This window comes from Tannerella forsythia (genome assembly GCF_001006485.1).
Classification (GTDB): domain Bacteria; phylum Bacteroidota; class Bacteroidia; order Bacteroidales; family Tannerellaceae; genus Tannerella; species Tannerella forsythia.
This window is the reverse complement of sequence record NZ_JUET01000082.1, coordinates 59,570-79,171: the sequence shown is the minus strand read 5'-3', so window position 1 is coordinate 79,171 and position 19,602 is coordinate 59,570. Positions and strand designations below refer to the sequence as shown.

Genomic DNA, 19,602 nt, shown 5'->3' with positions numbered 1-19,602 from the left:
GGTAATTATAAAAAGAGAGGACATTCTTTGGAGAATAATTTTCTCTTTGGTAGAATTTATCTTCATTATGCGAAAAATAATTTGTGCGTCTGTTGGATTGCTGTTTTTGGGGGGAGTGCATGCCCAATCGTGGGTACGTGTGAACCGGATCGGCTATCTGCCTGACGATGTCAAGGTGGCTGTCTGGGTGAGTAAGGAGAAGAAGACGATCGATTCGTTCGAGGTGGCCGATGCACAAACCGGTAAGAGGGTCTATCGGGGAGAGAAGATCGTAAATACGGGAAAGCAGCCGGCTTTCGAGTCGTCGGTACGGCTTCATTTTTCGGAGTTGACGACGCCCGGCACGTATGTGCTGCGTGCCGGTGGCATCCAGTCCGTCCCGTTCCGGATCGGGTATAATGTGTATGCCGAAGCGGCGGAGATGCCACTCCGGTATATGCGTCAGCAGCGATGCGGATACAATCCCTGTCTGAAAGACTCATGCCACACGCATGGGGTGGTTTCGGTAGGTGATCCCGACGGAAAACGCAATGGCATCCCTTTCGACGTTTCCGGCGGCTGGCACGATGCTTCCGATTATCTCCAATACGTTACCACCTCGGCCAATGCCGTGTACCAGATGCTTTTCGCCTATTCGCAACATCCCGAAGCATTTGGAGACCGGTATCAAGCCAATGGGGACGAGGGCGCGAATGGCATCCCCGATATTCTGGACGAGGCCAGATGGGGAATCGACTGGTTGGTGAAGATGAACCCCGACTCGGTTACTTATTTTAACCAGTTGGCCGACGACCGGGACCATGCGGGCTTTACCCTTCCTGCCGACCAACGCGTCGATTACGGTTGGGGGGCTGGTAAAGCACGTCCGGTATATTTTTGCAGTTCGCTGCCGCAAGGATTGAAAAAATATCGGAACCGGAGCACGGGACTGGCTTCGACATTGGGAAAATATGCTTCATCGTTCGCTTTAGGCACAAGCGTGTTGTCGGAATATGACCCTGAATTTTCCAAGCTGTTGCTCAAAAAGTCGGAGCAGGCTTATCTCAGAGGGGCGGCACATCCCGGCGTATGCCAGACGGCTCCGTGCGGAGCACCCTATTTCTACGAAGAAGACAACTGGGCCGACGATATGCAGCTGGCCGCGACCGAGATGTATGCGCTCTCCGGCAAAAAAGGATATCTGAAACAGGCCGTTCAATATGGTCGGATGGAACCTGTAACGCCATGGATGGGAGCTGATTCGGCTCGTCATTATCAATGGTATCCGTTCGTGAACCTCGGCCATTACCGATTGGCGACACAAGGAGATGACCCGAAGGCGAAGCAGGAATTTATCCGCCATATGCGCAGCGGTTTGCAACGGGTGAAAGAGCGGGCGCAGGGCGATGCCTTTCTCAACGGCATCCCGTTCATCTGGTGCTCCAACAACCTCACGGTAGCGTTCATCACGCAGTGCCGGCTGTATCACGAACTGACGGGCGACAAAACATTTCTCGAAGTCGAAGCCGCGATGCGCGACTGGCTGTTCGGCTGTAACCCGTGGGGAAAGTGCATGATGGTGGGCTATCTGGCACATGGAGACACACCGTCCGATCCGCACTCGGCCTTGACCCATCTGCATGGGATGCCCGTTACCGGGGGGCTTGTCGATGGTCCCATCTATACGTCGATCTTCGGCAGCCTGATCGGGGTACATCTCTCGAAAGAAGACCGGTACGCACCGTTTCAGTCGGATGTGGTCGTCTATCACGATGATTATGCCGACTATTCGACGAATGAACCGACAATAGACGGGACGGCGTCGCTTTGTTACTATCTCGGCTATTTGAGCGCTCAGGCACATCGATTTGAGACGGTGCAGGGCGGAATCGTACGGGGCGACCGGACGGAGAAGAAGATCGCGCTTGTTTTCACCGGGCACGAGTATGCCGATGGAGCCGGTGTTATCCGTCGTACGTTGAAAAAGCATCAGGCCCAGGCTTCTTTCTTCCTGACGGGCGATTTCTACCGGAAATTTCCCGACGTAGCCCGCCGGCTGCAAAAAGAAGGACATTATCTGGCGCCCCATTCCGACAGGCATCTGTTCTATGCCGACTGGCAGCGGCGTGACTCGACACTCGTTTCGCGCACCGTCTTCGAGCAAGACCTCGAAGGCAACTATGCCGCGATGCAAACAGCCGGATTGAAGATTGAAACGCCTCGGTTCTTTATTCCTTCTTACGAATGGTATAATCATGAGATAAGTGGCTGGGCCAAAGCGATGGATGTACAGGTGGTAAATTTCACGCCCGGCACACGGTCGAACGCCGATTATACGACGCCCGAGATGAAGAGTTATCGTTCGTCCGAAGCGATTTATCGTTCCATCCTCGCGTATGAGGCGGAAAACGATCTGAACGGCTTTATCTTACTTCTTCATATCGGCACCGATCCGAAACGGACGGATAAATTTTACAACTTTCTGAGTGATCTGATGCACGAATTGAAGCAAAAAAACTATATCTTTGTGCGCATAGACGAATTGATGGCAAAGAAAAAAAGAAACAACGGTAAAAAGATACGTGAATGAAAACATATCGAAAAAAAACGGATAAAAACAAAAGCAACGATCTATCTCGAAGCCCCGGAAGGTAGTCGTATGCCTTGTGCATGATGCCTGTCTGCGGGTTTGTTTTTTCATATCTTTTCCATAAGCGTCTTGCCCGGGCTTGCATTTGCAGGTTCCGGGCAAGTTTTTTTGTTTGTTTAGCCGTCCGTTTTCAGCCATCAGCCATCAGCAATCATTCAATCAATGGGAATGGCCTTACAATTGCACGTCCATGGTTATGCAGCGTTCAGCTCTTATCCAAATTGTTAAAACAATACCTCTTCATATCTTATTCTTTGGATTTGTTGTTCTGATATAGAAGATTATGTGTATTTTTATGCCGTGAAAGAAAAACAAGAGGAATCATGGATTGTCCAAGATGTAAAAGCGGTTGCCATGTAATGAACGGCATGGTTGGGGGAAGGCAAAGATACAACTGTAAGGATTGTGGCTTCAACTACACGGTGGAGCGGAAGTCGGACGTCATTTGAACGATGAAGTCACAACTACTGATCGGCGCAACCGGTTCGGGATGCGGTAAGACTACGTTTACCGCCGGACTGCTTCGCTTAATAAAACGACGGGGGATGAACGTTCAGCCGTTCAAATGCGGCCCCGACTATATTGATCCGCATTATCATAAGTTGTCGGCGGGCTGCGAGTCGGTGAATCTCGACAGCTGGCTCGCTTCGCCTGCCCATGTACAATACCTTTACAACCGTTATGCAGCACCGGCCGAAGTCTGCGTGGTCGAAGGGGTCATGGGACTGTTCGACGGATACGTGAAGATGCACGGAAGCAGTGCCGAGACAGCCCGCCTGCTCAATATTCCTGTCGTACTGATTGTCAATGCCCGTTCCGTAGCCTATTCCGTAGCGCCTGTGATTTACGGATTCAAGCATTTCAACCCGGAGGTGCATATCGTCGGAGTCGTATTTAACCGCACGGCCTCAGCCACGCATGCCTCATATCTGAAAGAAGCCTGTGCGGACGTCGGGGTCGAATGCTTCGGCTGCCTGCCCAGGATCAACGACCTTGAGATACCGTCCCGTCATTTGGGACTTACGACGGATGCCTCGTTTCAGTTTGAACAACTGATCGAAAAAACCGCAGATGCCATTGCTGCGAATGTAGATATCGATCGTCTGTTGGAAGTCTGCCGACAGGCGGTACTGCCCGAAGTGACCGTCATTCCACCGTCACAACTTCCGGACAGAGGACTGTCTATCGCTGTAGCACGCGACGAAGCATTCACGTTTACCTATAAAGAAAACATCGCACGCCTCGAACAAATGGGCACAGTCACGTATTTCAGCCCGATCAAAGACCAAACACTGCCACCGGCCGATCTCGTTTACCTTCCCGGCGGATATCCCGAGTTCTACCTGAATGAGTTGAGCGCGAACCGTCCGATGCTCGAAGCGATCCGTTCGTACGTTGAAAACGGAGGGAAGCTATTGGCCGAATGCGGTGGCATGATGTACTTGGGTCGCTCGATCACGGGCATGGACGGGGTAAATTATCCTTTAGTCGGCGTGCTTGCACAGGAGGCAACTATGAGTGGTATGCGTCTGCATCTCGGCTATCGCCGCTTCGCACTGAACGGAACGGAATGGAAAGGACACGAGTTTCATTATTCATCGATCGTTGGAGGAGACGCGATTCCCTTTTCGATCGCCCAACAATACAATGTCAGGGACGAGAAAGTCGATACGCCCGTTTACCGTTACAGGAACGTGATTGCAAGTTATACCCATTTGTACTGGGGTGAAAACGATGTGATGGATTTGTGGAAAGCAGAACCCGCCGGCCCTTAGCGCGTGCCGAGATAGAGGAAGAACATACCGAGCAGCACCAACAGCAGATCGACGGCTTTACTTCTGAGATTTTTCTCGTGGAGCAACAAAGCGCCGGCGGCAAAAGTGACGAGTACACTGCTTCGCCGGATCATCGAAACGATCGAGATCATCGAGTCGGGAAAACTTAGCGCGTAGAAATATATCCAGTCGGCTATCGCCAGAAACACGGAAATCAGCAGAATGCCCCATCGCCATTCGAACGGTGTGGTGTGTTTGCGGTGCGGATACCAGAGAAACAGCAAGATGGGAGTCATCAGTGCGAACTGATACATATTGAACCAGACCTGAACCGTCATCACATCGAGCGATCGCATCAGGTACTTGTCGTACAAGCCGCTCATCGAACCGGCAACAACAGAAAGCACCGCATAAAGAATCCATTTGTTATGCGTAAACCGTATGCCTTCCTTACGCCCCGACGACGACAACATATAAAAAGACAGGACGGCCAGCAGCACCCCAATCCATTGATAGAGGTTGAGCCTTTCGCTGAAAATGATCAATGCGCCGAGCAGCGTCAGTACAGGCTGTGTGGCCTTAACAGGGCCAGTGATGGTCAGCGGAAGATGCTTGACCGAGAAATATCCGGCCATCCATGATGTCAGTACGATGACCGATTTCAGAAACACGAGCCCGTGCGTTTGCCACGAAACACGAGGCACGTAAAACATTGTTCCGTCGAGCATGTCCGACCTGTAAGAAAGAAGTACGAAAGGCAAAAAAAGCAGGCTGGAAATCATCGTATTCAGAAACAGCACGGGGATCACGGCGTTCCGGCTGACGGCCATTTTCTTGCTTACATCGTAACATCCTAACAGGAATGCCGAAAGAAATGCCCAAGCGACCCACATCATCAGTCAACCGTAAAAAGATCGTCCGGATAATCGATGTCAATCAGGGTAAGTCCTTCGGGCGGTGCGGACGTACCCGCCCGACAACGGTCTTTCGCTTCGATCAGCCGGCGAAAATCATCGACACTGCGCTTACCGCGCCCTACCTCGAACATGGTACCGACCATCGCGCGCACCATATTCCGCAGGAAACGATCGGCTTGAATCGTAAACACCCATCGTGTTCCATCCTTCTCCCATCGGGCTTCATCGATCCGGCAATTATTCGTCTTCACATCGGTATGCAACTTGCTGAAGCTCGTAAAATCCGTATAGTCGTACAAGGTTTTGGCCACTTCATTCATCGCCCCGAAATCCATACCGCGCAATGACATGCAACAAACGGTTTCGTAATCAAAAGGGTCTTTCTTTTCGGACACGAGATACTGATAACGGCGCGACAGGGCGTCGAACCGTGCATGCGCATCGGCACGTACCGGAACAATCCGTGCTATCGCAATATCTTGGGGGAGCATACGGTTCAACTTTCCCGCAAGCCGTTCCGTATCGTCCAAGGCCTTCGGCACATCGAAATGTGCCGCCATACGGCGCGCATGCACGCCGGCATCCGTACGTCCGGCGCCCGTCAGTGGCACAGGACGGCGAAGCACCGTCTCCAAGACGTCCTCCACGCACTGCTGCACGCTCAACCCGTTCGGCTGACGCTGCCAACCGCAATAGTTTGTTCCCTTATAGGCCAACCAGATAAAATACCGATTCATACGTCTGCTTTCTTTCGTAACGGGCAGCAAAGGTACGAAAACCCTTTCCGTCTGCCATCATAAAATGATTATAATAATAGGTATACGGTATCTATCGGCAGCTACCCGACCCCAAGGTGCTTGTAGAGGAAGTCGGCGGATGCATCATCAATCGCCACGGGAAAAACATTTCTTTTCGGTTTTATAGAGGAAAAAGAATCATTCCAGATAAATATGCGAGGAATTATTTCGAACGAATATCCCCAAAGAAAGAGGGTATGCCCAAACATTGCGTTTTGACATACCCTCTTCTAATGCGATTAAAATAAATGTAGTTACACACTCTTGTTTACGATTCGGGATACTGCTTCGGGAGTCAGGTCTACACCCACAATCACTCCTTTACCGTCTATCAGAAAGTTTCTCAGTCCTTTCTTCAAACCGTACGTTTTGTACAGCAACGACGATTTTCCCTTTCCATCGTACCACTGATTCGCCGATTCCAGCCCATCTGTTTTCAAGGTCTCCGTAAATACGGAGAATTTTTCATCCATCGAAACGGAATAGACTTTAATACGTGTCGAATCCCAATCTTTCACTTTGTTCCAAAGCGCTATGTTACGAACACGGGAATCGGCATCGTAAGCCGCCCAGAAATTTACTAACGTGTAGCTTTCGGAACGATTTCGGAAATCAATACCTCGATTGTTTTCCAAAGACTCTATCCTCGGAGCAAGGTCTCCCAAATGATAGCCTTCGGTTATCCCTGCTTTATCCGTCCCGGCCGATAAGAATAACCAAACCACCGCGACGGAGAGTACACAAGTTCCAATCTTCATACTTTATATTTATGGTGAAAAAAAACATCGAAGAAGCATATCGGGAATACTCGCCCTGCCTGTCTGCAAATTCAGCCCAAAAGAAACGCTTATTTCTTCTATATTCTTCGACCCCCTGAGTTTCAGGAGTGAGAAAAAAAGACTGCCTTCGCTAAGACCGGTCTTTTACCTCAATTCGCATGCAAAGATAATGCAATATTTTTGAGAAGGAATGGATTTAATATTACTTAACGCCTGAAAGCCAGGCCTGAAATCCACGACAAGCAATGACTTTTCTTATTTTATCGGCTTCCTGAGCCATTCTTGCGCTACAAAAGACCGGTTTATATCGAAATAATTGCGAATAGATGCAATAATGTCGTGTTTTCAATTGATATACGGATAGAAAGAAGAAAATGTTTGTCAGGCTAAAATCTTAATTTGTGTTATGTAACTATTCTTGCGGATGGCCGTGAACAAGCTCGTATAAGAAGAACGCGGTTTGACATTCACTTTATACGTGAGTACAGCCGTGTTGGTTTCATAATTCAATTCATAAGAATTACTCATGACGTAGACGTTTTGTTCTTCTAATGTCTTACGCATCCGCTTCAAGTCAGGCTCTGCCGTCGAACAGACAATCACCAGAATCTTATTCACCCCATCGAGCAACATCCGTTTTTCGAAGCGTTCTAATGATATCAGGATTGTTACGGTAAGGGCCGTCACGATGATAGCGGCGGTGAACATACCCGCCCCCACGGCTAACCCAATGACAGCCACCACCCAGATGCAGGCTGCCGTTGTCAGCCCGTACACACTGCCGCGGCTCTGAATAATCGCGCCGGCCCCCAGAAAACCGATGCCGGTCAGCACCTGCGCGGCAATACGCCCCGGATCACCGTTTAAAAAATTCGGATAAATCTGTGGTATCCAGATCGAGATCAGCATAGCCATGGTAGAGCCGAGGCAGATAAGTGTGAACGTGCGCAAACCGGCTTCCCGACGACGCATCTGACGCTCCGTACCCACGATTGCACCTAACAGAAAACTAATGATCAACCGAACGATGGTAGTCCATATATCGATCTTCGTACTGTTTATCACTTCATTCAACCACTCCATCGTTTCACTTGTATTTGGGAAGGTACGATATCAGATAAATAAAATAAGAGATTCCTGCACCGGTATGATCGCCGGGAACATCGATGAACTTCACATTACCTCCGGAATCACGATGCTTTGCCGCATATGTCCGGGCATTTTCGAAATGAACCGTCCGGTCGTCTTTTCCGTGAATCAGCACAAATTCGCACCGGTTATCCCAAGGTTCCAGGCTGTTCGCTTCGAGTATCCTCTCAATCTGCACATTCGCATGATTCGTATTGTGTATAAACGCATCCGTAAACAAGTCGTGCGTCTTGTCAGGGAAATCCTTATACGTATGACTCTTTCCGTCAAAATAAATGGCCAACTTTGACGCATACGATTCTTTCAGCAGGCGCGTGACTTCCAAATCGGGATAACTGTTTTTTTGATACCCGTAAATAGCAAGAGGCAACAGATAGGGCTCCGGCATCGTTTCCGAGGTCTTTATCTCATCGGAAATGTTTTTCAGGAGACAAGGCGTTCCTCCGGCCAGTAGTAGATCGACCGTAAGGCCGTCTGTCGGGTTCACTTCCAGTTCCCGTGCCACTTGTGTTGCGACGAAGCCCCCCAGCGAATAGCCGGTGACAAGCATATTTTTCTTTTTGGCATAATGATTCTCCTGCAACACTTTCTGTGAGGCGCGAATGAAATCGACCGTTGTACGCACCATCGTTTTTTTCTCGATATAAGGAATGAAACATTTCCCGTACGAATCTCCAAACCCCGGATAATCGGGAATCATGACGATATAGCCTCTCGACGCCTGCCACATCCAAAAGATTAAGTATGCCTCCAGAGCGGAAGCATCGTAGTTCGTCAACTGGCGGGTGGGTGCCTGCTTGTCGAGTACGTAGGTGTAGGGAGGCGCGAGTATTTGCCGATGGAGTGTCATCGAATCGATGGCTGGCGGCACCAATAACACGCCGGAGAGAGTAATTCTTCCGTCAGATCCGTTCGGATTCGCCGAGGAGTACATGACTTTGAATGCACGTAACTGAATGTCTCCATCGAAGACGGGCGTGTTACCGATCAGACTAAACGACGAGAGCCCCATCCCTTCTTCAGCGGTTTTCAGTTCGGCAAACGTAAATTCCTTTAAAAGCTTCCATTTTATTTCTGAGACTTCTTCCGGTTTGAGCGGGTTATCCGGTCGGTCGGTAATGACCGAAGGATTATTTTCGTCGCAGGCCGTAAACAGATACAGCGATGCGATGAACCATCCCAGCAGATATTTTATTAGCCTCTCTTTTTTCATGTTCTCCGTTTTTTAGCACGGTAAAAATAGGCATTTCCGCCCATACCGGCAAATTTACCGGTAATTTACCTGCGCTTTAATCGGGTAAGCCAGTTTTGAATAGACTACCTCGCGAGGACAGTAGAGCGTTTCTAACGCAGGCATCGGGGCAGATTCCAGAAACTTGAGCTTAAGGTTTTGGCGGACGTCGATCGCTTTTAACCCATTGCCCATGCATTTCAGTCGCTTGAGCATCGGATTCTTGCTGACATCCAAATCACTCAATCGGTTATGCGAACAATTGAGCGACTCTAATGCGGGATTCTTCGCAAGGTTCAACTCATCGATCGCATTTCCGTTGCAGGCCAATTCTATGAGTGCTCCGTTATGCGAAACATCGACACGATCCAGTGAGTTGCGTCCGCAGTCGAGAATCCGGAGTGCGGAATTACGGCTAACATCGACCGAGGTGAGCTGATTTTCACTGCATACCAGGCCGGTCAGAGCCTGATTGCGTACCACATCAATCACCGTCAGTTGGTTCGCACTGCAATCCAAATAATTCAATCCGCTGTTCTGCGATACGACAAGCATCTTCAATTTGTTTTTCCCACAGTTCAGGGTATCGAGTTGTTGGTTCTTTGTAATATCAAGTGCCGTCAGATGGTTGTTATGGCAACTCAACACACGGAGAGCAGGGTTCTTAGCAATCTCCAGCTTGATAAGGCGGATACTGTTGCAGTGCAAGCTCTTCAACGACGGATTATGGCTTACATCGAGTGTGATAAGGTTGTTCTCGGAGCATTCCAAATCGGTCAGCATCGGGTTTCTACGTACATCTAATCGGTGAAGTTTATTGCGGGAGCAATCCAGCGATTTCAAAGCCGGGAAGTAACTCATGTCTAATACTGTGATACGGTTATCGCTACATTTCAGTTCTTCGAGCGATGAGAAATATTCGAGTCCTTCGACCGACGTCACTCCCAGTCGCGAGCAATCCATCGTTTTGACAGCACGTGCTTCCGCCCCCGATAACTCACCGTCGCCATTCGTATCATACCGTCCGAACAGGAAAGCGGCCAATACGGCATCGGGTACGGTGATGTTCCCCTTATATGTCCGTATGGCGGTGCGGCGTTGTTCTTCCGCTATACGCTTCTCTTCTTCCAGTTTCCGCAACTCGGCCTGCTGCCGGGCTTCATCGTAATACCTCTCACGGGCGGTAAGCGGACGATCCGCGGATGCTTCTTCTCCGCTCTTTACAGCAGCTTCAGCTGCTTTCGTCATCTCTTCTTCCTTCGTCTTTTCCGTTGCAGCGATATACGTTTCAATCTCCGCCGTTGCTGTCTCCGTATCTACGCGATAGGTCGTCACCGAAGCAGCCAGATAACTCAGGTTTTGATACTCTGCGTCTTTAATCAGGTAGACAGAAGTAAGTGATGGCATCGCATTGCAATACAGATTTTTGAGTGCCGCATTATGCGATACGTCTAATATTGTCAGGCGGTTGATGCTGCATTCCAGATCAGTCAGCGCCGTATTTCGGGAGAGATCGAGAACCGTTAAACGGTTGCTGCCGCAATCGAGATCAGTCAGCGCCGTATTGTGAGAGACAATGAGCGAATCCAGTTTGTTGTGACCGCAATAGAGTTGCGACAAATGGATATTGCTTTTCAATTCCAAAGTTGTCAGCATGTTATTATTGCAAAACAGATGCTCCAGATTGGTATTCTGTGTCACATCGAACGAAGTCAGCCGGTTTTCCGCGCCGTTCAGCCATCGCAGCGACGGGCACGAACTTACATCCAGCGATTCTAAGCGGTTCGTACCGCAATGCAATAGAGCAAGTGCACGACAATCGTCAAGTCGCAATTGTGTCAGACGGTTATTGTCGCAGAGCAGTTCTTCCAATACTCTATGACGACTGACATCCAGCGATCGTAACATATTATTCCGACAATGCAGTTCGGTCAGTTCCACATTCTGGCTAACGTCGAGCGAATCGAGCCGGTTATTATCGCAATGCAGCTTTTTCAATGCCTGATTCCGGCTGAGATCGAGTGAGGTAAGGCCGCCATGTTGGAAATAGTTGGCATACGAACAGTCGAGTTCTTCCAAAGCCGTAAAATATTCGATTCCCTGCAATGAAGTAAGCGGTTTATCCGTACATTCAATTTTCCGCACGGTACGTGCCTCTTCGACGGATATTTCACCGTCGTTGTTCGTATCGAAGTTTTCCAGCAGATACGCTTTGAAGGTTGTATCGGGAATGCTAATATGTTGCGCACCGGCGTATAATGACGTGGCCGCAAAAAGAAGAATAATATTTTTTCTCATTTGAATAAAGTCTTAATCCACGGTCAATGCACCGACCAGCTCGGCAGCCGAGGCAAACCCGTGACGGTCGCAATAAGCCTCGATTCCTTCGATGACATTAACAGAAACCGTCGGATCAATGAAATTGTACGTTCCGATCTGAATGGCTGTTGCGCCGGCAAGCATAAACTCGACTGCGTCCTGCCACGAAGCAATTCCACCCATACCAATCACCGGAATCCTCACAGCCAAAGCTGTTTGCCATACCATCCGAAGAGCGACAGGCTTAATGCACGGTCCCGATAATCCTCCGGTTACGGTCGACAGTAAGGGGCGACGACGCTCTACATCAATAGCCATACCGAGCAACGTGTTGATCAGTGACACGGCATCTGCCCCTTCGGCCTCCGCCGCACGAGCGATCTCGGTAATATCGGTCACGTTCGGTGAGAGTTTCACAATCAGTGTCTTAGGATAAACCTTGCGCACCGCGCGCACCACTTCGGCAGCCGACGACGCGCAAACCCCGAACGACATGCCTCCCTGCTTCACATTAGGACAGGAGATATTCAGTTCGATGGCAGGAATCCGCTCAAGGGCTGCCATTTTTTGGGCACATTCGACATACGTCTCGATAGACGAGCCGCTGACGTTGACAATCATATTCGTATCGATCTCGCTGAGATGCGGATAAATCTCACGCACAAAATAATCGGCTCCCTTGTTTTGCAACCCGACGGCATTGAGCATCCCCGACGGTGTCTCAGCCATACGCGGATATGGATTTCCTTCGCGCAGTTCCAGTGTCGTACCTTTCACAACTATCCCGCCGAGCCTCGCAATATCGAACAGATCGGCGTATTCGATCCCATAACCGAATGTACCCGAAGCAGTCATCACCGGGTTTTTCAATGTCAAACCTCCTATGGTTGTTGTCAAATCTGCCATGTCAATTGATTGATGTTAAATACCGGACCTTCGGTGCAAGTACATACGTTACCTTCGGTAGTGCGCTCGACGCAACAAAGACATACGCCGAAACCGCATGCCATCTTGTTTTCGAGCGATACTTCACAAGGAATACCGGAGGTCTTCGCATACTTCGCCACAGCCATCATCATTGGCTTGGGTCCACAAGTATAAATTTGTCCGAACGCTTTCTCTTTCAATATGGAATGTTGTGTTACCCATCCTTTTTCTCCCATCGATCCGTCTTCGGTCGTAACGTATACCGATCCGTGCTTCTCAAAATCTTCGCGTTGCAGGATGTCGCTTCCCGAACGGGCGCCAAGGAGGAATACCGGAGTAAAACCAACCTTCTTCAACGACTCACCCAAGTAAAGCATCGGTGCCGTCCCAACTCCTCCGCCGGCCAGCAACAGCTCGGGTGACGACGGTTTCTGCGGTACCGAGAAGCCGTTCCCCAAAGGCAACAGCACATTCACCGTTTCGCCTGCTTTATACCGCGCCATACGCCGCGTACCTTCACCGATCAGGCGTATCAGCAGCCACAGTTCATTTTGTATCCGGTCGACATAGTTGATCGAAATCGGACGACGCAGAAACGTCGATGGTGAGTTGTCAACACGTACATCCACAAATTGTCCCGGAATCATTTCGGGCAATGTTTGCTCGGCCGTCAATTTCAACAAACAATAATCATGGTGTAACGGCTGGTTCGATGTCACCGTCATATCTAACAAGTATTTCTTCATCTTCTCCATTTTACTCCACAGGTGCAGGTGTGCGGTTTATTTCAGGAAACGGATTGTCAGCGGATATTTCCATGCTTCACCATTCAGCACCTTGACGATAGCGATAATGATCATCACAAAGGCAGCAAGGGCCACGACCGGGACGATGAAAATGCCTACGATCGTTATACATAGCACAATAATATATAATGTATAGCTGATTTCGAAATTGAGAATTTCCTTGCCCGCCTCGTTTACTTTTGCACTTTTATCTTTATACAGTAACCAAATGATCAATGGCACGATGAAACTCGACAGAAACTGCGAGGCATGCATTAGCCCTACAAATGCCTGTTCGTCTATTCCCAAATCCCATGCAGGTTGTCCCGGCGAAGAAACGGGCGGAAAGAGAAGTTTTGCTTTCTCACGTTCATATTCTTCGTGTGTAATCGCTCCTTCGTCCAATAATTTCTTCAACTGTTCCAGTTTTTCGTATATATCCATTCGTATCGTTTTTCGATGTGTCTTATATTTATTTTTTGATATTCTTTGGTTTGTTTTTTTGAACGGACAAAGATAAGCATTTCCGCAGAATACGGCAGACTTCGGCGTGTTCGATTCTTCTCTTTTGTCGGAGATTTTTCGTTTTAGTCGATGGTTAAATAGAATTAACATTTTTGCTTATGGTCTGTTTGCCGGATTTTTCCTATCTTAGGAGCATCATTCAACATGGGAATTATGAAAACAAATGCTTTCATTCGATTTATTTTATGGAGCGCTTTCTTTGTCGCAGGCGGAGTTTCTTTGTTTGCCCAGGAATTCAAGAATAATTATATCACAGTAAATGGAGTGGTTAGGGATAAGCAGACGAATAAAAAACTGGTGTCGGTCAACGTGTCGATTCCACAAACGAATATCGGAACAGTCACTAATGCCGATGGTTATTTTTCGATTAAGGTGAAAGATTCGTTACAGGCTAAAAATCTGGAATTTTCGCATATCGGATATGCTAACATGTTGTATCCTCTTACGAAGAAGGATGTTGAGAAGGCTGAAATTTTCCTGATACCGAATACGAACGTTTTAGCTGAAGTTACGGTGATGGGCGGCGATGCGCGCAGAATCGTGGAGGAGGCAATAGATAAGATTGCAATGAACTATCCGGTAAAAGAGAATTTACTGACCGGCTTTTATCGTGAAGTGATTCAGAAAAGAAAACGGTATATCAATATTTCGGAAGCGGTCGTTCAGATATTTAAAACTCCTTATGCGTTTGGTTTCGAGTATGATAGAGTGCGGGTCTTCAAGGGGCGGAAGCTGCTTAGCCAGAGAGCGGGCGATACGTTGGTTGTTAAATTGGAGGGGGGGCCGAATATGTCACTTTATATTGACCTGATAAAAAATAAGGAGTTGTTGCTGGACAAGGCAGAGATGGAAAATTATTCGTTTCGTTTCGGAGAGCCGGTTATGATAGACAACAGGCCTCACCATCAAGTGAACTTTCAGCCGCGTTTGTTATTGCCTTATGCCCTTTATTTCGGTTCTTTGTATATCGATAAGGAAACGATGGCAATCACCCGTGCAGAGTTTAACCTTAGCATGGACGACCGTTCCAAAGCGACTCGGGCCATGCTGCGCAAGAAGCCTTTCGGCCTGCGTTTTAAGCCGGAGCAAATGACCTTCCTCATCGCCTACAAACAGCATGACGGACGTAGCTATCTGAATTATGTGCGTAATGAAGTGCGTTTTAAATGCGACTGGAAGCGTCGCCTTTTTTCGACGTCTTATACGGTTTTTTCCGAGATGGTCGTTACCGATCGAAAAGAGGATGATTTTTCCCGAATCTCCTACAAAGAATCCTTCAAATCCGGCCATTCTTTATCAGATAAAGTGGGCAACTTCTATGATGAGGATTTCTGGAGAGGATATAATATTATCGAACCGACCGAGTCACTAGAGAATGCCGTTAACAAGTTGAAGAAACAATACAAATGACTTGATTACTGTTGTATTTGAGGAAGAAAAGCAAGAAAATCTGTTCCGATTAAGATTCTCTGTTTTTTTACGTTGTCTGCTTATCGAAAAATCAAGCGGATCACGTCCAATAGCGCTTCAATCGTTTGTACTTCCGTCGTTTTTCCGTTGGGATGATGGATGACGAATCTGCGGGATGATTCGCCGTCCGTCCTGATATAGGTGTCGCTATCTATATGACGGTGTGCAAGAATACCGTTACGCTGCAAAGCTTTGCGTACCATAGCGTATCGATTTCCATGTCCTTCGATGCGAATTTGTGCACGGAATACATTGTCGATACGGAAGAAGCCTGTCTCCGTATCGTACGTAATGCCTTTGCGCGAAAAGAAACTGCTTAATTTGCCTTCGAGCGAAAGATCTTCGGGTGTACCGGTAACGATACCGTTGACTTTATCCATTAGCCATATTTTATCAGCAATCTGCAAAGCCAGCTCCAAGTCATGGGTCGACATGAAAACGGTCTTGTCAATCGTTTGCGTCAAATTATGCAGCAACTGCATGATCTCAACCTTACTTGGAAAATCGAGGAAGGCCGTCGGTTCGTCGAGGAAGATTACGGGTGTTTCCTGTGCCAGCGCTTTTGCGATCATCACCTTTTGGCGTTCTCCGTCGCTCAGCGTATGCACCATGCGTTGGGCAAGTGCTCTGATATTCACCAACTCGATAGCTTCCTGTACCGCCTCCTTGTCTTTCTTCTTCAGCGTACCCCAAAAACCGGTGTACGGACTTCGTCCGAGGCCGATCAACTCCTCGGAGGTCATGTTGCGGATGTCGCACTTCTCTGTCAGTACGACACCAATCAACGTCGCTAACCTTTTGTCGTCATATTGCGAAAGCGGACGGCCGAGGATTTCAATTTCCCCATCAATCGGTGCCTGAAAAGCGGAGAGGGTCCGGAGCAGGGTCGATTTTCCGACGCCGTTCGTGCCCAAAAGACAGGTCAGTTCGCCACTGTTGATTTGGGCCTGAATATGGGAGGCCACGAGTTTCGTGCCGTGTTTATCGGGGTATCCGATACTCAAATCCCGAATGTTGATGGTCGTCTGTTTCATTCGCTCATTTCGTTTTTACGTTTGCTGAAAAGAACATACACGACGATCGGGGCACCGATAAGCGCCGTGATGGAGTTGACCGGCAATGCACCTTCAAAGCCGGGCATGCGTGCGATCAGGTTGCACAGCAGAGCCAGTGATGAACCGGTAAGTATGGCTGCGGGCATCAATACGCGATGATCGGAGGTACGCAGTAAACCTCGGCACAGATGGGGGACAGCGAGCCCGAGAAAAATCACAGGGCCGCAATAAGCTGTTACAATGGCTGTAAGGATTCCCGAACAGGAGATGACATACAACCGTGCCCGCTTGATATTCAAACCCAGATTCTTGGCATAGCCATCGCCGAGAAGCAACAGGTTGAGGGTTTTGATCAGCAGAAATGACAGTGGCAGCAATATGATCATAATGTAGATGAAGAGCGTCATCTGGTTGCCCGACACACGTGCGAAACTGCCCAGCCCCCAGATAACGTATGCGCGGATGTCTTCTTCTACACTGAAGTATTTGAATACGCCGATAATCGCATTCGCAACGTAACCGATCATCACTCCGATAATCAGCAAAGTCACACTTCCTTTGACTTTTTGCGAGACAAATACGATCAGCGTCATTACCGAGAGTGCGCCTGCCGTAGCCGCGATGGTCAAGGCAATCTCTCCGATGTATCCTAATTTGCTCAATGCTACGCCGCCGATACTGCCCGAAAGCAGGATCACCGAAGCTACCCCGAGGCTTGCCCCTGAACTGATACCCAGCACCGAAGGACCTGCCAACGGGTTGCGAAAGACGGTTTGCATCTGCAGGCCGCTTACGGATAGTCCTGCTCCCGCTACTAATGCCGTAATTGACTGAGGTACCCGTGACTTCCAGACAATATTTTGCCATACGACGGGTTCTTCCGCCGATCCGCAAACAATGTTCCAAACCGAACGTAAGGGGATGTGTACGGAACCCAGTACGAGGTTGAGGAAGAAAAAGAATACGATCGATACCGAGATGAAGATAAGTACGAGAACCGTGTATCGCTTCATTTCAGTAATTGGTAATATACCGGTTCGTAATCGGGCAGCAGATCGGGATGGAAGACCCTGATCAGGTCGGCCAGTATGACTTCCGGTTGCGAAGGGGCGCTTTCGTAAAACGGTTGTTTGCGTAAGTTGCAGTAAATAACCCCTTTGTTACGGAAGGCGTTGAAATCGGCGTATCGGTTGTCTTCTTTACGCAAAGCGTCGTAGGAAAATGCTCCGTCAAAACTGTTCACGATGCGCCAATATTGAGCACCTTCAGCCTGACTGTAGACGGCCTCGAAATCGAGTGTAAGTCCTCCGGAATGCGTGTCGTCTTTCAGAAAGTAATCAGCCCCGGCATCGCGAAATTGCTGTGCCAGAAAACTTTTTCCGCCTACAGCATACCAATTACCTCCCCGCATCTCGCCACTGAACACCATGGGACGCTTTTCAACATGGGCTGTCAGCGCCTTCAGTTCATTGTATTTTCGTTCAATTTCGTCGAAACATTGGTTCGCTTCTTCTTCACAACCGGTAAGCAATCCGATCAATCTGATCCATTCGGCCTGTCCGAGCGGGGTCAGCTCTTTGTAGCCCAGATGAGGAATCAGGGGTACGCCAGTTTCTTTCAAGGCTTCATATCCTCCGCGTTTAAACGGTGAGATCAGAATAATTTCCGGATCCATCCCGATGATGATCTCCGTGTCGAAATTCCCTTCGATTCCTATTTTGCGTGTTTGACCTGTTTTCAGCTGCTCGTTCATCTTCGAGTCGAAGAGATGGCGTGTGCTTGTGATACCCGTCACAAGGTACTGCCTGCCGAGCTTGATGAAATTCGATAGTTGCAACGAAGTCATACAAACAACTTTGCTTATAGGAATGGGTATGGGCTCGTAATTGTCCGGAATCGGTAGTCCCTTTTCCGCTTTCGGGACGAGAGCATAGTGGTATGAGGCGCCTTCTTCCTTTTGCGGGTCTTGAATATCCACAAGCCATATTTTACCGGAAGAGGTGATACGGAAGCCTTGTGCATAACGAGTGCGCATCTGTTCCGTTCGCTCTTTATCAGTAGCATCTCCCGTATTCTTCTCTGTCTGTCGTTTGCCTGTCTGCTGACATGATGCCCATAACATCAGCATGATACAGACAATCCATTTTTTTTTCATTTCTATTATTATCCATTGTTGCTCTTTCACCCGAAAGTGGTCCGTTCTGTATGCAAAAGGCAGGTCTTCTGACTTGTTCCGTAAAGCACGCCTTCCCGGATTTTGCACCAGTGGCGGAGGTTGTGCTCCATAAATAGAACTTACAGCTACGGGGATAGTTCCCGATTCTCACGGGATTCCCTTTTCATTTCACTTCGTGCATGACGAACCGAAAAACCTTTGCAGAAGCAAAGGTAGTGCAAACAAAAGCAATGACAAAAAAAATTGTCTTCTTTTGCAAAAATGCCTACCTTTGAACCTCCATTCGTTAAAAAGAAGGAAGATGAAACAATTGATAATAAGTATGCTGTTGGCAGCATGCACAATAGTAGGTGTCGGAGCGCAGGATATGGCCGAGCTGTTTGTGAAGATGCCGGATGAATATACGATCGGGTTGGAAGATGCGTGGCGGAAGGATCTGGTGAATCTGTACCGGGCAGGAAAAGAAGCCAAGCTGCAGAACATGATGCAGGGCGCATCGCAATTGATGAAACTTACCCCCGACTATCTGAAAATACAGACGAGCGGGCGAAGCACTGTTGAACTGAGACGCCTTCCATTAGTCAACCATACCTGGATTATTTGTATGGTTACCACCGTCTCGGCTCCCGTATCCGATAGTCGTATTCATTTCTTTACGACAGACTGGAAGCCGCTTCCTGACGATGGCTTGTATAGCCCTGTCTCGGTCGATGACTTTCTTCTGCCGGATGTTGATACGACCGATGTTGCTTTTCTTGATGTGATGGCGGCACTTGATATGGATTTATTTGTTTACCGGTTAAACGAAGATGCGCAGACGTTGACTGCCGAGTATACGACCTTGTACTATCTTGACACTGCTATGCGTGATAAAGCGAAGCAATTTTTCAAAACGGAACCGAAAGTATTTACGTGGGCAAAGGGACGCTTTGAGTAGGTGATTTTTTCCAGATTCGACGTGGATGATAAGGCTTCTCCCTTTGTGTTTCACAGTGTCTTACCGCGAATATTGCACTGGTCGATAAAAAGCCGCACTGGGGCAGAAATTGCACACAATGTCTGGTATGT

16 protein-coding genes, 1 pseudogene and 1 riboswitch are annotated in these 19,602 nt (G+C 48.6%); of the genes and pseudogenes, 5 read left to right on the top strand and 12 right to left on the bottom strand.

The features are described 5' to 3' along the window. The first annotated feature begins 67 nt into the window (after positions 1-67). From Tanf_RS08270 to Tanf_RS08265, 3 genes and pseudogenes are all read left to right on the top strand, one after another. Positions 68-2,569: a bifunctional glycoside hydrolase family 9 protein/polysaccharide deacetylase gene (locus Tanf_RS08270; protein WP_046825521.1), complete on the top strand. Its 2,502-nt coding sequence runs from the start codon at positions 68-70 to the stop codon at positions 2,567-2,569. 383 nt (positions 2,570-2,952) lie between these two features. After that, a pseudogene (locus Tanf_RS15575) lies at positions 2,953-3,066 on the top strand (transposase-like zinc-binding domain-containing protein); the annotation flags it as partial. 15 nt (positions 3,067-3,081) lie between these two features. Beyond that, positions 3,082-4,404: a cobyrinic acid a,c-diamide synthase CobB gene (locus Tanf_RS08265; protein ID WP_046825520.1), complete on the top strand. Its 1,323-nt coding sequence runs from the start codon at positions 3,082-3,084 to the stop codon at positions 4,402-4,404. On the opposite strand, the gene Tanf_RS08260 is transcribed toward Tanf_RS08265, so the two are convergent. From Tanf_RS08260 to Tanf_RS08220, 9 genes are all read right to left on the bottom strand, one after another. Then, positions 4,401-5,297 (bottom strand): DMT family transporter, encoded by an 897-nt coding sequence (locus Tanf_RS08260; protein WP_046825519.1) that lies wholly within the window; start codon positions 5,295-5,297, stop codon positions 4,401-4,403. The two genes, Tanf_RS08265 and Tanf_RS08260, sit on opposite strands and share 4 nt — an antisense overlap. Positions 5,298-5,299: 2 nt before the next feature. After that, on the bottom strand, positions 5,300-6,058 hold the full coding sequence (gene truA, locus Tanf_RS08255) for a tRNA pseudouridine(38-40) synthase TruA (protein WP_046825518.1): 759 nt from the start codon (positions 6,056-6,058) through the stop codon (positions 5,300-5,302). Between the two features lie 314 nt (positions 6,059-6,372). Continuing rightward, positions 6,373-6,876 carry a thioredoxin domain-containing protein gene (locus Tanf_RS08250; protein ID WP_014223512.1) on the bottom strand — a complete coding sequence of 168 codons (504 nt, stop codon included), beginning with the start codon at positions 6,874-6,876 and terminating at the stop codon, positions 6,373-6,375. 402 nt (positions 6,877-7,278) lie between these two features. Next, positions 7,279-7,980, bottom strand: coding sequence for an MgtC/SapB family protein (locus tag Tanf_RS08245; RefSeq protein ID WP_014223511.1), 702 nt, complete (start codon positions 7,978-7,980; stop codon positions 7,279-7,281). Positions 7,981-7,984: 4 nt separating this feature from the next. Beyond that, the gene (locus Tanf_RS08240) at positions 7,985-9,259 is read right to left on the bottom strand and encodes an alpha/beta hydrolase family protein (RefSeq protein ID WP_046825517.1); all 1,275 of its coding nucleotides are present in this window, start codon (positions 9,257-9,259) and stop codon (positions 7,985-7,987) included. Between the two features lie 54 nt (positions 9,260-9,313). Then, complete coding sequence (locus tag Tanf_RS13860; RefSeq protein ID WP_052449054.1) at positions 9,314-11,575, bottom strand: leucine-rich repeat domain-containing protein; 2,262 nt, start codon at positions 11,573-11,575, stop codon at positions 9,314-9,316. 12 nt (positions 11,576-11,587) lie between these two features. Further along, on the bottom strand, positions 11,588-12,502 hold the full coding sequence (locus Tanf_RS08230; protein ID WP_046825516.1) for a dihydroorotate dehydrogenase: 915 nt from the start codon (positions 12,500-12,502) through the stop codon (positions 11,588-11,590). Next, the gene (locus Tanf_RS08225) at positions 12,490-13,269 is read right to left on the bottom strand and encodes a dihydroorotate dehydrogenase electron transfer subunit (RefSeq protein ID WP_046825547.1); all 780 of its coding nucleotides are present in this window, start codon (positions 13,267-13,269) and stop codon (positions 12,490-12,492) included. The genes Tanf_RS08230 and Tanf_RS08225 overlap by 13 nt, the downstream gene beginning before the upstream one ends. A gap of 36 nt (positions 13,270-13,305) precedes the next feature. Continuing rightward, the gene (locus Tanf_RS08220) at positions 13,306-13,752 is read right to left on the bottom strand and encodes a magnetosome magnetite crystal formation protein family (protein ID WP_041590475.1); all 447 of its coding nucleotides are present in this window, start codon (positions 13,750-13,752) and stop codon (positions 13,306-13,308) included. 234 nt (positions 13,753-13,986) lie between these two features. Here Tanf_RS08220 and Tanf_RS08215 point away from each other — a divergent pair, with 234 nt between their 5' ends. Further along, entirely contained in the window at positions 13,987-15,243 is a 1,257-nt protein-coding gene (locus Tanf_RS08215; RefSeq protein WP_046825546.1) for a carboxypeptidase-like regulatory domain-containing protein, read from the top strand. Positions 15,244-15,323: 80 nt separating this feature from the next. Here Tanf_RS08215 and Tanf_RS08210 read toward each other — a convergent pair whose 3' ends face one another. From Tanf_RS08210 to Tanf_RS08200, 3 genes are read right to left on the bottom strand one after another with little or no spacing between them, the layout of a single operon-like run. After that, positions 15,324-16,337, bottom strand: coding sequence for an ABC transporter ATP-binding protein (locus Tanf_RS08210; RefSeq protein ID WP_046825515.1), 1,014 nt, complete (start codon positions 16,335-16,337; stop codon positions 15,324-15,326). After that, entirely contained in the window at positions 16,334-17,371 is a 1,038-nt protein-coding gene (locus tag Tanf_RS08205; protein WP_014223503.1) for an iron chelate uptake ABC transporter family permease subunit, read from the bottom strand. The genes Tanf_RS08210 and Tanf_RS08205 overlap by 4 nt, the downstream gene beginning before the upstream one ends. Then, the gene (locus Tanf_RS08200) at positions 17,368-18,513 is read right to left on the bottom strand and encodes an ABC transporter substrate-binding protein (RefSeq protein ID WP_046825545.1); all 1,146 of its coding nucleotides are present in this window, start codon (positions 18,511-18,513) and stop codon (positions 17,368-17,370) included. Before Tanf_RS08200 ends, Tanf_RS08205 begins: the two co-directional genes overlap by 4 nt. A gap of 41 nt (positions 18,514-18,554) precedes the next feature. Further along, positions 18,555-18,749, bottom strand: a riboswitch (cobalamin riboswitch). Positions 18,750-18,835: 86 nt separating this feature from the next. Here Tanf_RS08200 and Tanf_RS08195 point away from each other — a divergent pair. Then, the gene (locus Tanf_RS08195) at positions 18,836-19,471 is read left to right on the top strand and encodes a DUF3256 family protein (protein ID WP_014223501.1); all 636 of its coding nucleotides are present in this window, start codon (positions 18,836-18,838) and stop codon (positions 19,469-19,471) included. The last annotated feature ends 131 nt before the right edge of the window (positions 19,472-19,602 follow it).

Bases quoted from the DNA above. Each gene is read 5' to 3' on its own strand.
- Tanf_RS08195 (WP_014223501.1), top strand. From the start codon at position 18,836: ATGAAACAATTGATAATAAGTATGCTGTTGGCAGCATGCACAATAGTA.
- truA (WP_046825518.1), bottom strand. From the start codon at position 6,058: ATGAATCGGTATTTTATCTGGTTGGCCTATAAGGGAACAAACTATTGC.
- Tanf_RS08210 (WP_046825515.1), bottom strand. From the start codon at position 16,337: ATGAAACAGACGACCATCAACATTCGGGATTTGAGTATCGGATACCCC.
- Tanf_RS08250 (WP_014223512.1), bottom strand. From the start codon at position 6,876: ATGAAGATTGGAACTTGTGTACTCTCCGTCGCGGTGGTTTGGTTATTC.
- Tanf_RS08220 (WP_041590475.1), bottom strand. From the start codon at position 13,752: ATGGATATATACGAAAAACTGGAACAGTTGAAGAAATTATTGGACGAA.
- Tanf_RS08225 (WP_046825547.1), bottom strand. From the start codon at position 13,269: ATGAAGAAATACTTGTTAGATATGACGGTGACATCGAACCAGCCGTTA.
- Tanf_RS08205 (WP_014223503.1), bottom strand. From the start codon at position 17,371: ATGAAGCGATACACGGTTCTCGTACTTATCTTCATCTCGGTATCGATC.
- Tanf_RS08265 (WP_046825520.1), top strand. From the start codon at position 3,082: ATGAAGTCACAACTACTGATCGGCGCAACCGGTTCGGGATGCGGTAAG.
- Tanf_RS08240 (WP_046825517.1), bottom strand. From the start codon at position 9,259: ATGAAAAAAGAGAGGCTAATAAAATATCTGCTGGGATGGTTCATCGCA.
- Tanf_RS08200 (WP_046825545.1), bottom strand. From the start codon at position 18,513: ATGAAAAAAAAATGGATTGTCTGTATCATGCTGATGTTATGGGCATCA.
- Tanf_RS08260 (WP_046825519.1), bottom strand. From the start codon at position 5,297: ATGTGGGTCGCTTGGGCATTTCTTTCGGCATTCCTGTTAGGATGTTAC.
- Tanf_RS08245 (WP_014223511.1), bottom strand. From the start codon at position 7,980: ATGGAGTGGTTGAATGAAGTGATAAACAGTACGAAGATCGATATATGG.
- Tanf_RS08230 (WP_046825516.1), bottom strand. From the start codon at position 12,502: ATGGCAGATTTGACAACAACCATAGGAGGTTTGACATTGAAAAACCCG.
- Tanf_RS08215 (WP_046825546.1), top strand. From the start codon at position 13,987: ATGAAAACAAATGCTTTCATTCGATTTATTTTATGGAGCGCTTTCTTT.
- Tanf_RS08270 (WP_046825521.1), top strand. From the start codon at position 68: ATGCGAAAAATAATTTGTGCGTCTGTTGGATTGCTGTTTTTGGGGGGA.
- Tanf_RS13860 (WP_052449054.1), bottom strand. From the start codon at position 11,575: ATGAGAAAAAATATTATTCTTCTTTTTGCGGCCACGTCATTATACGCC.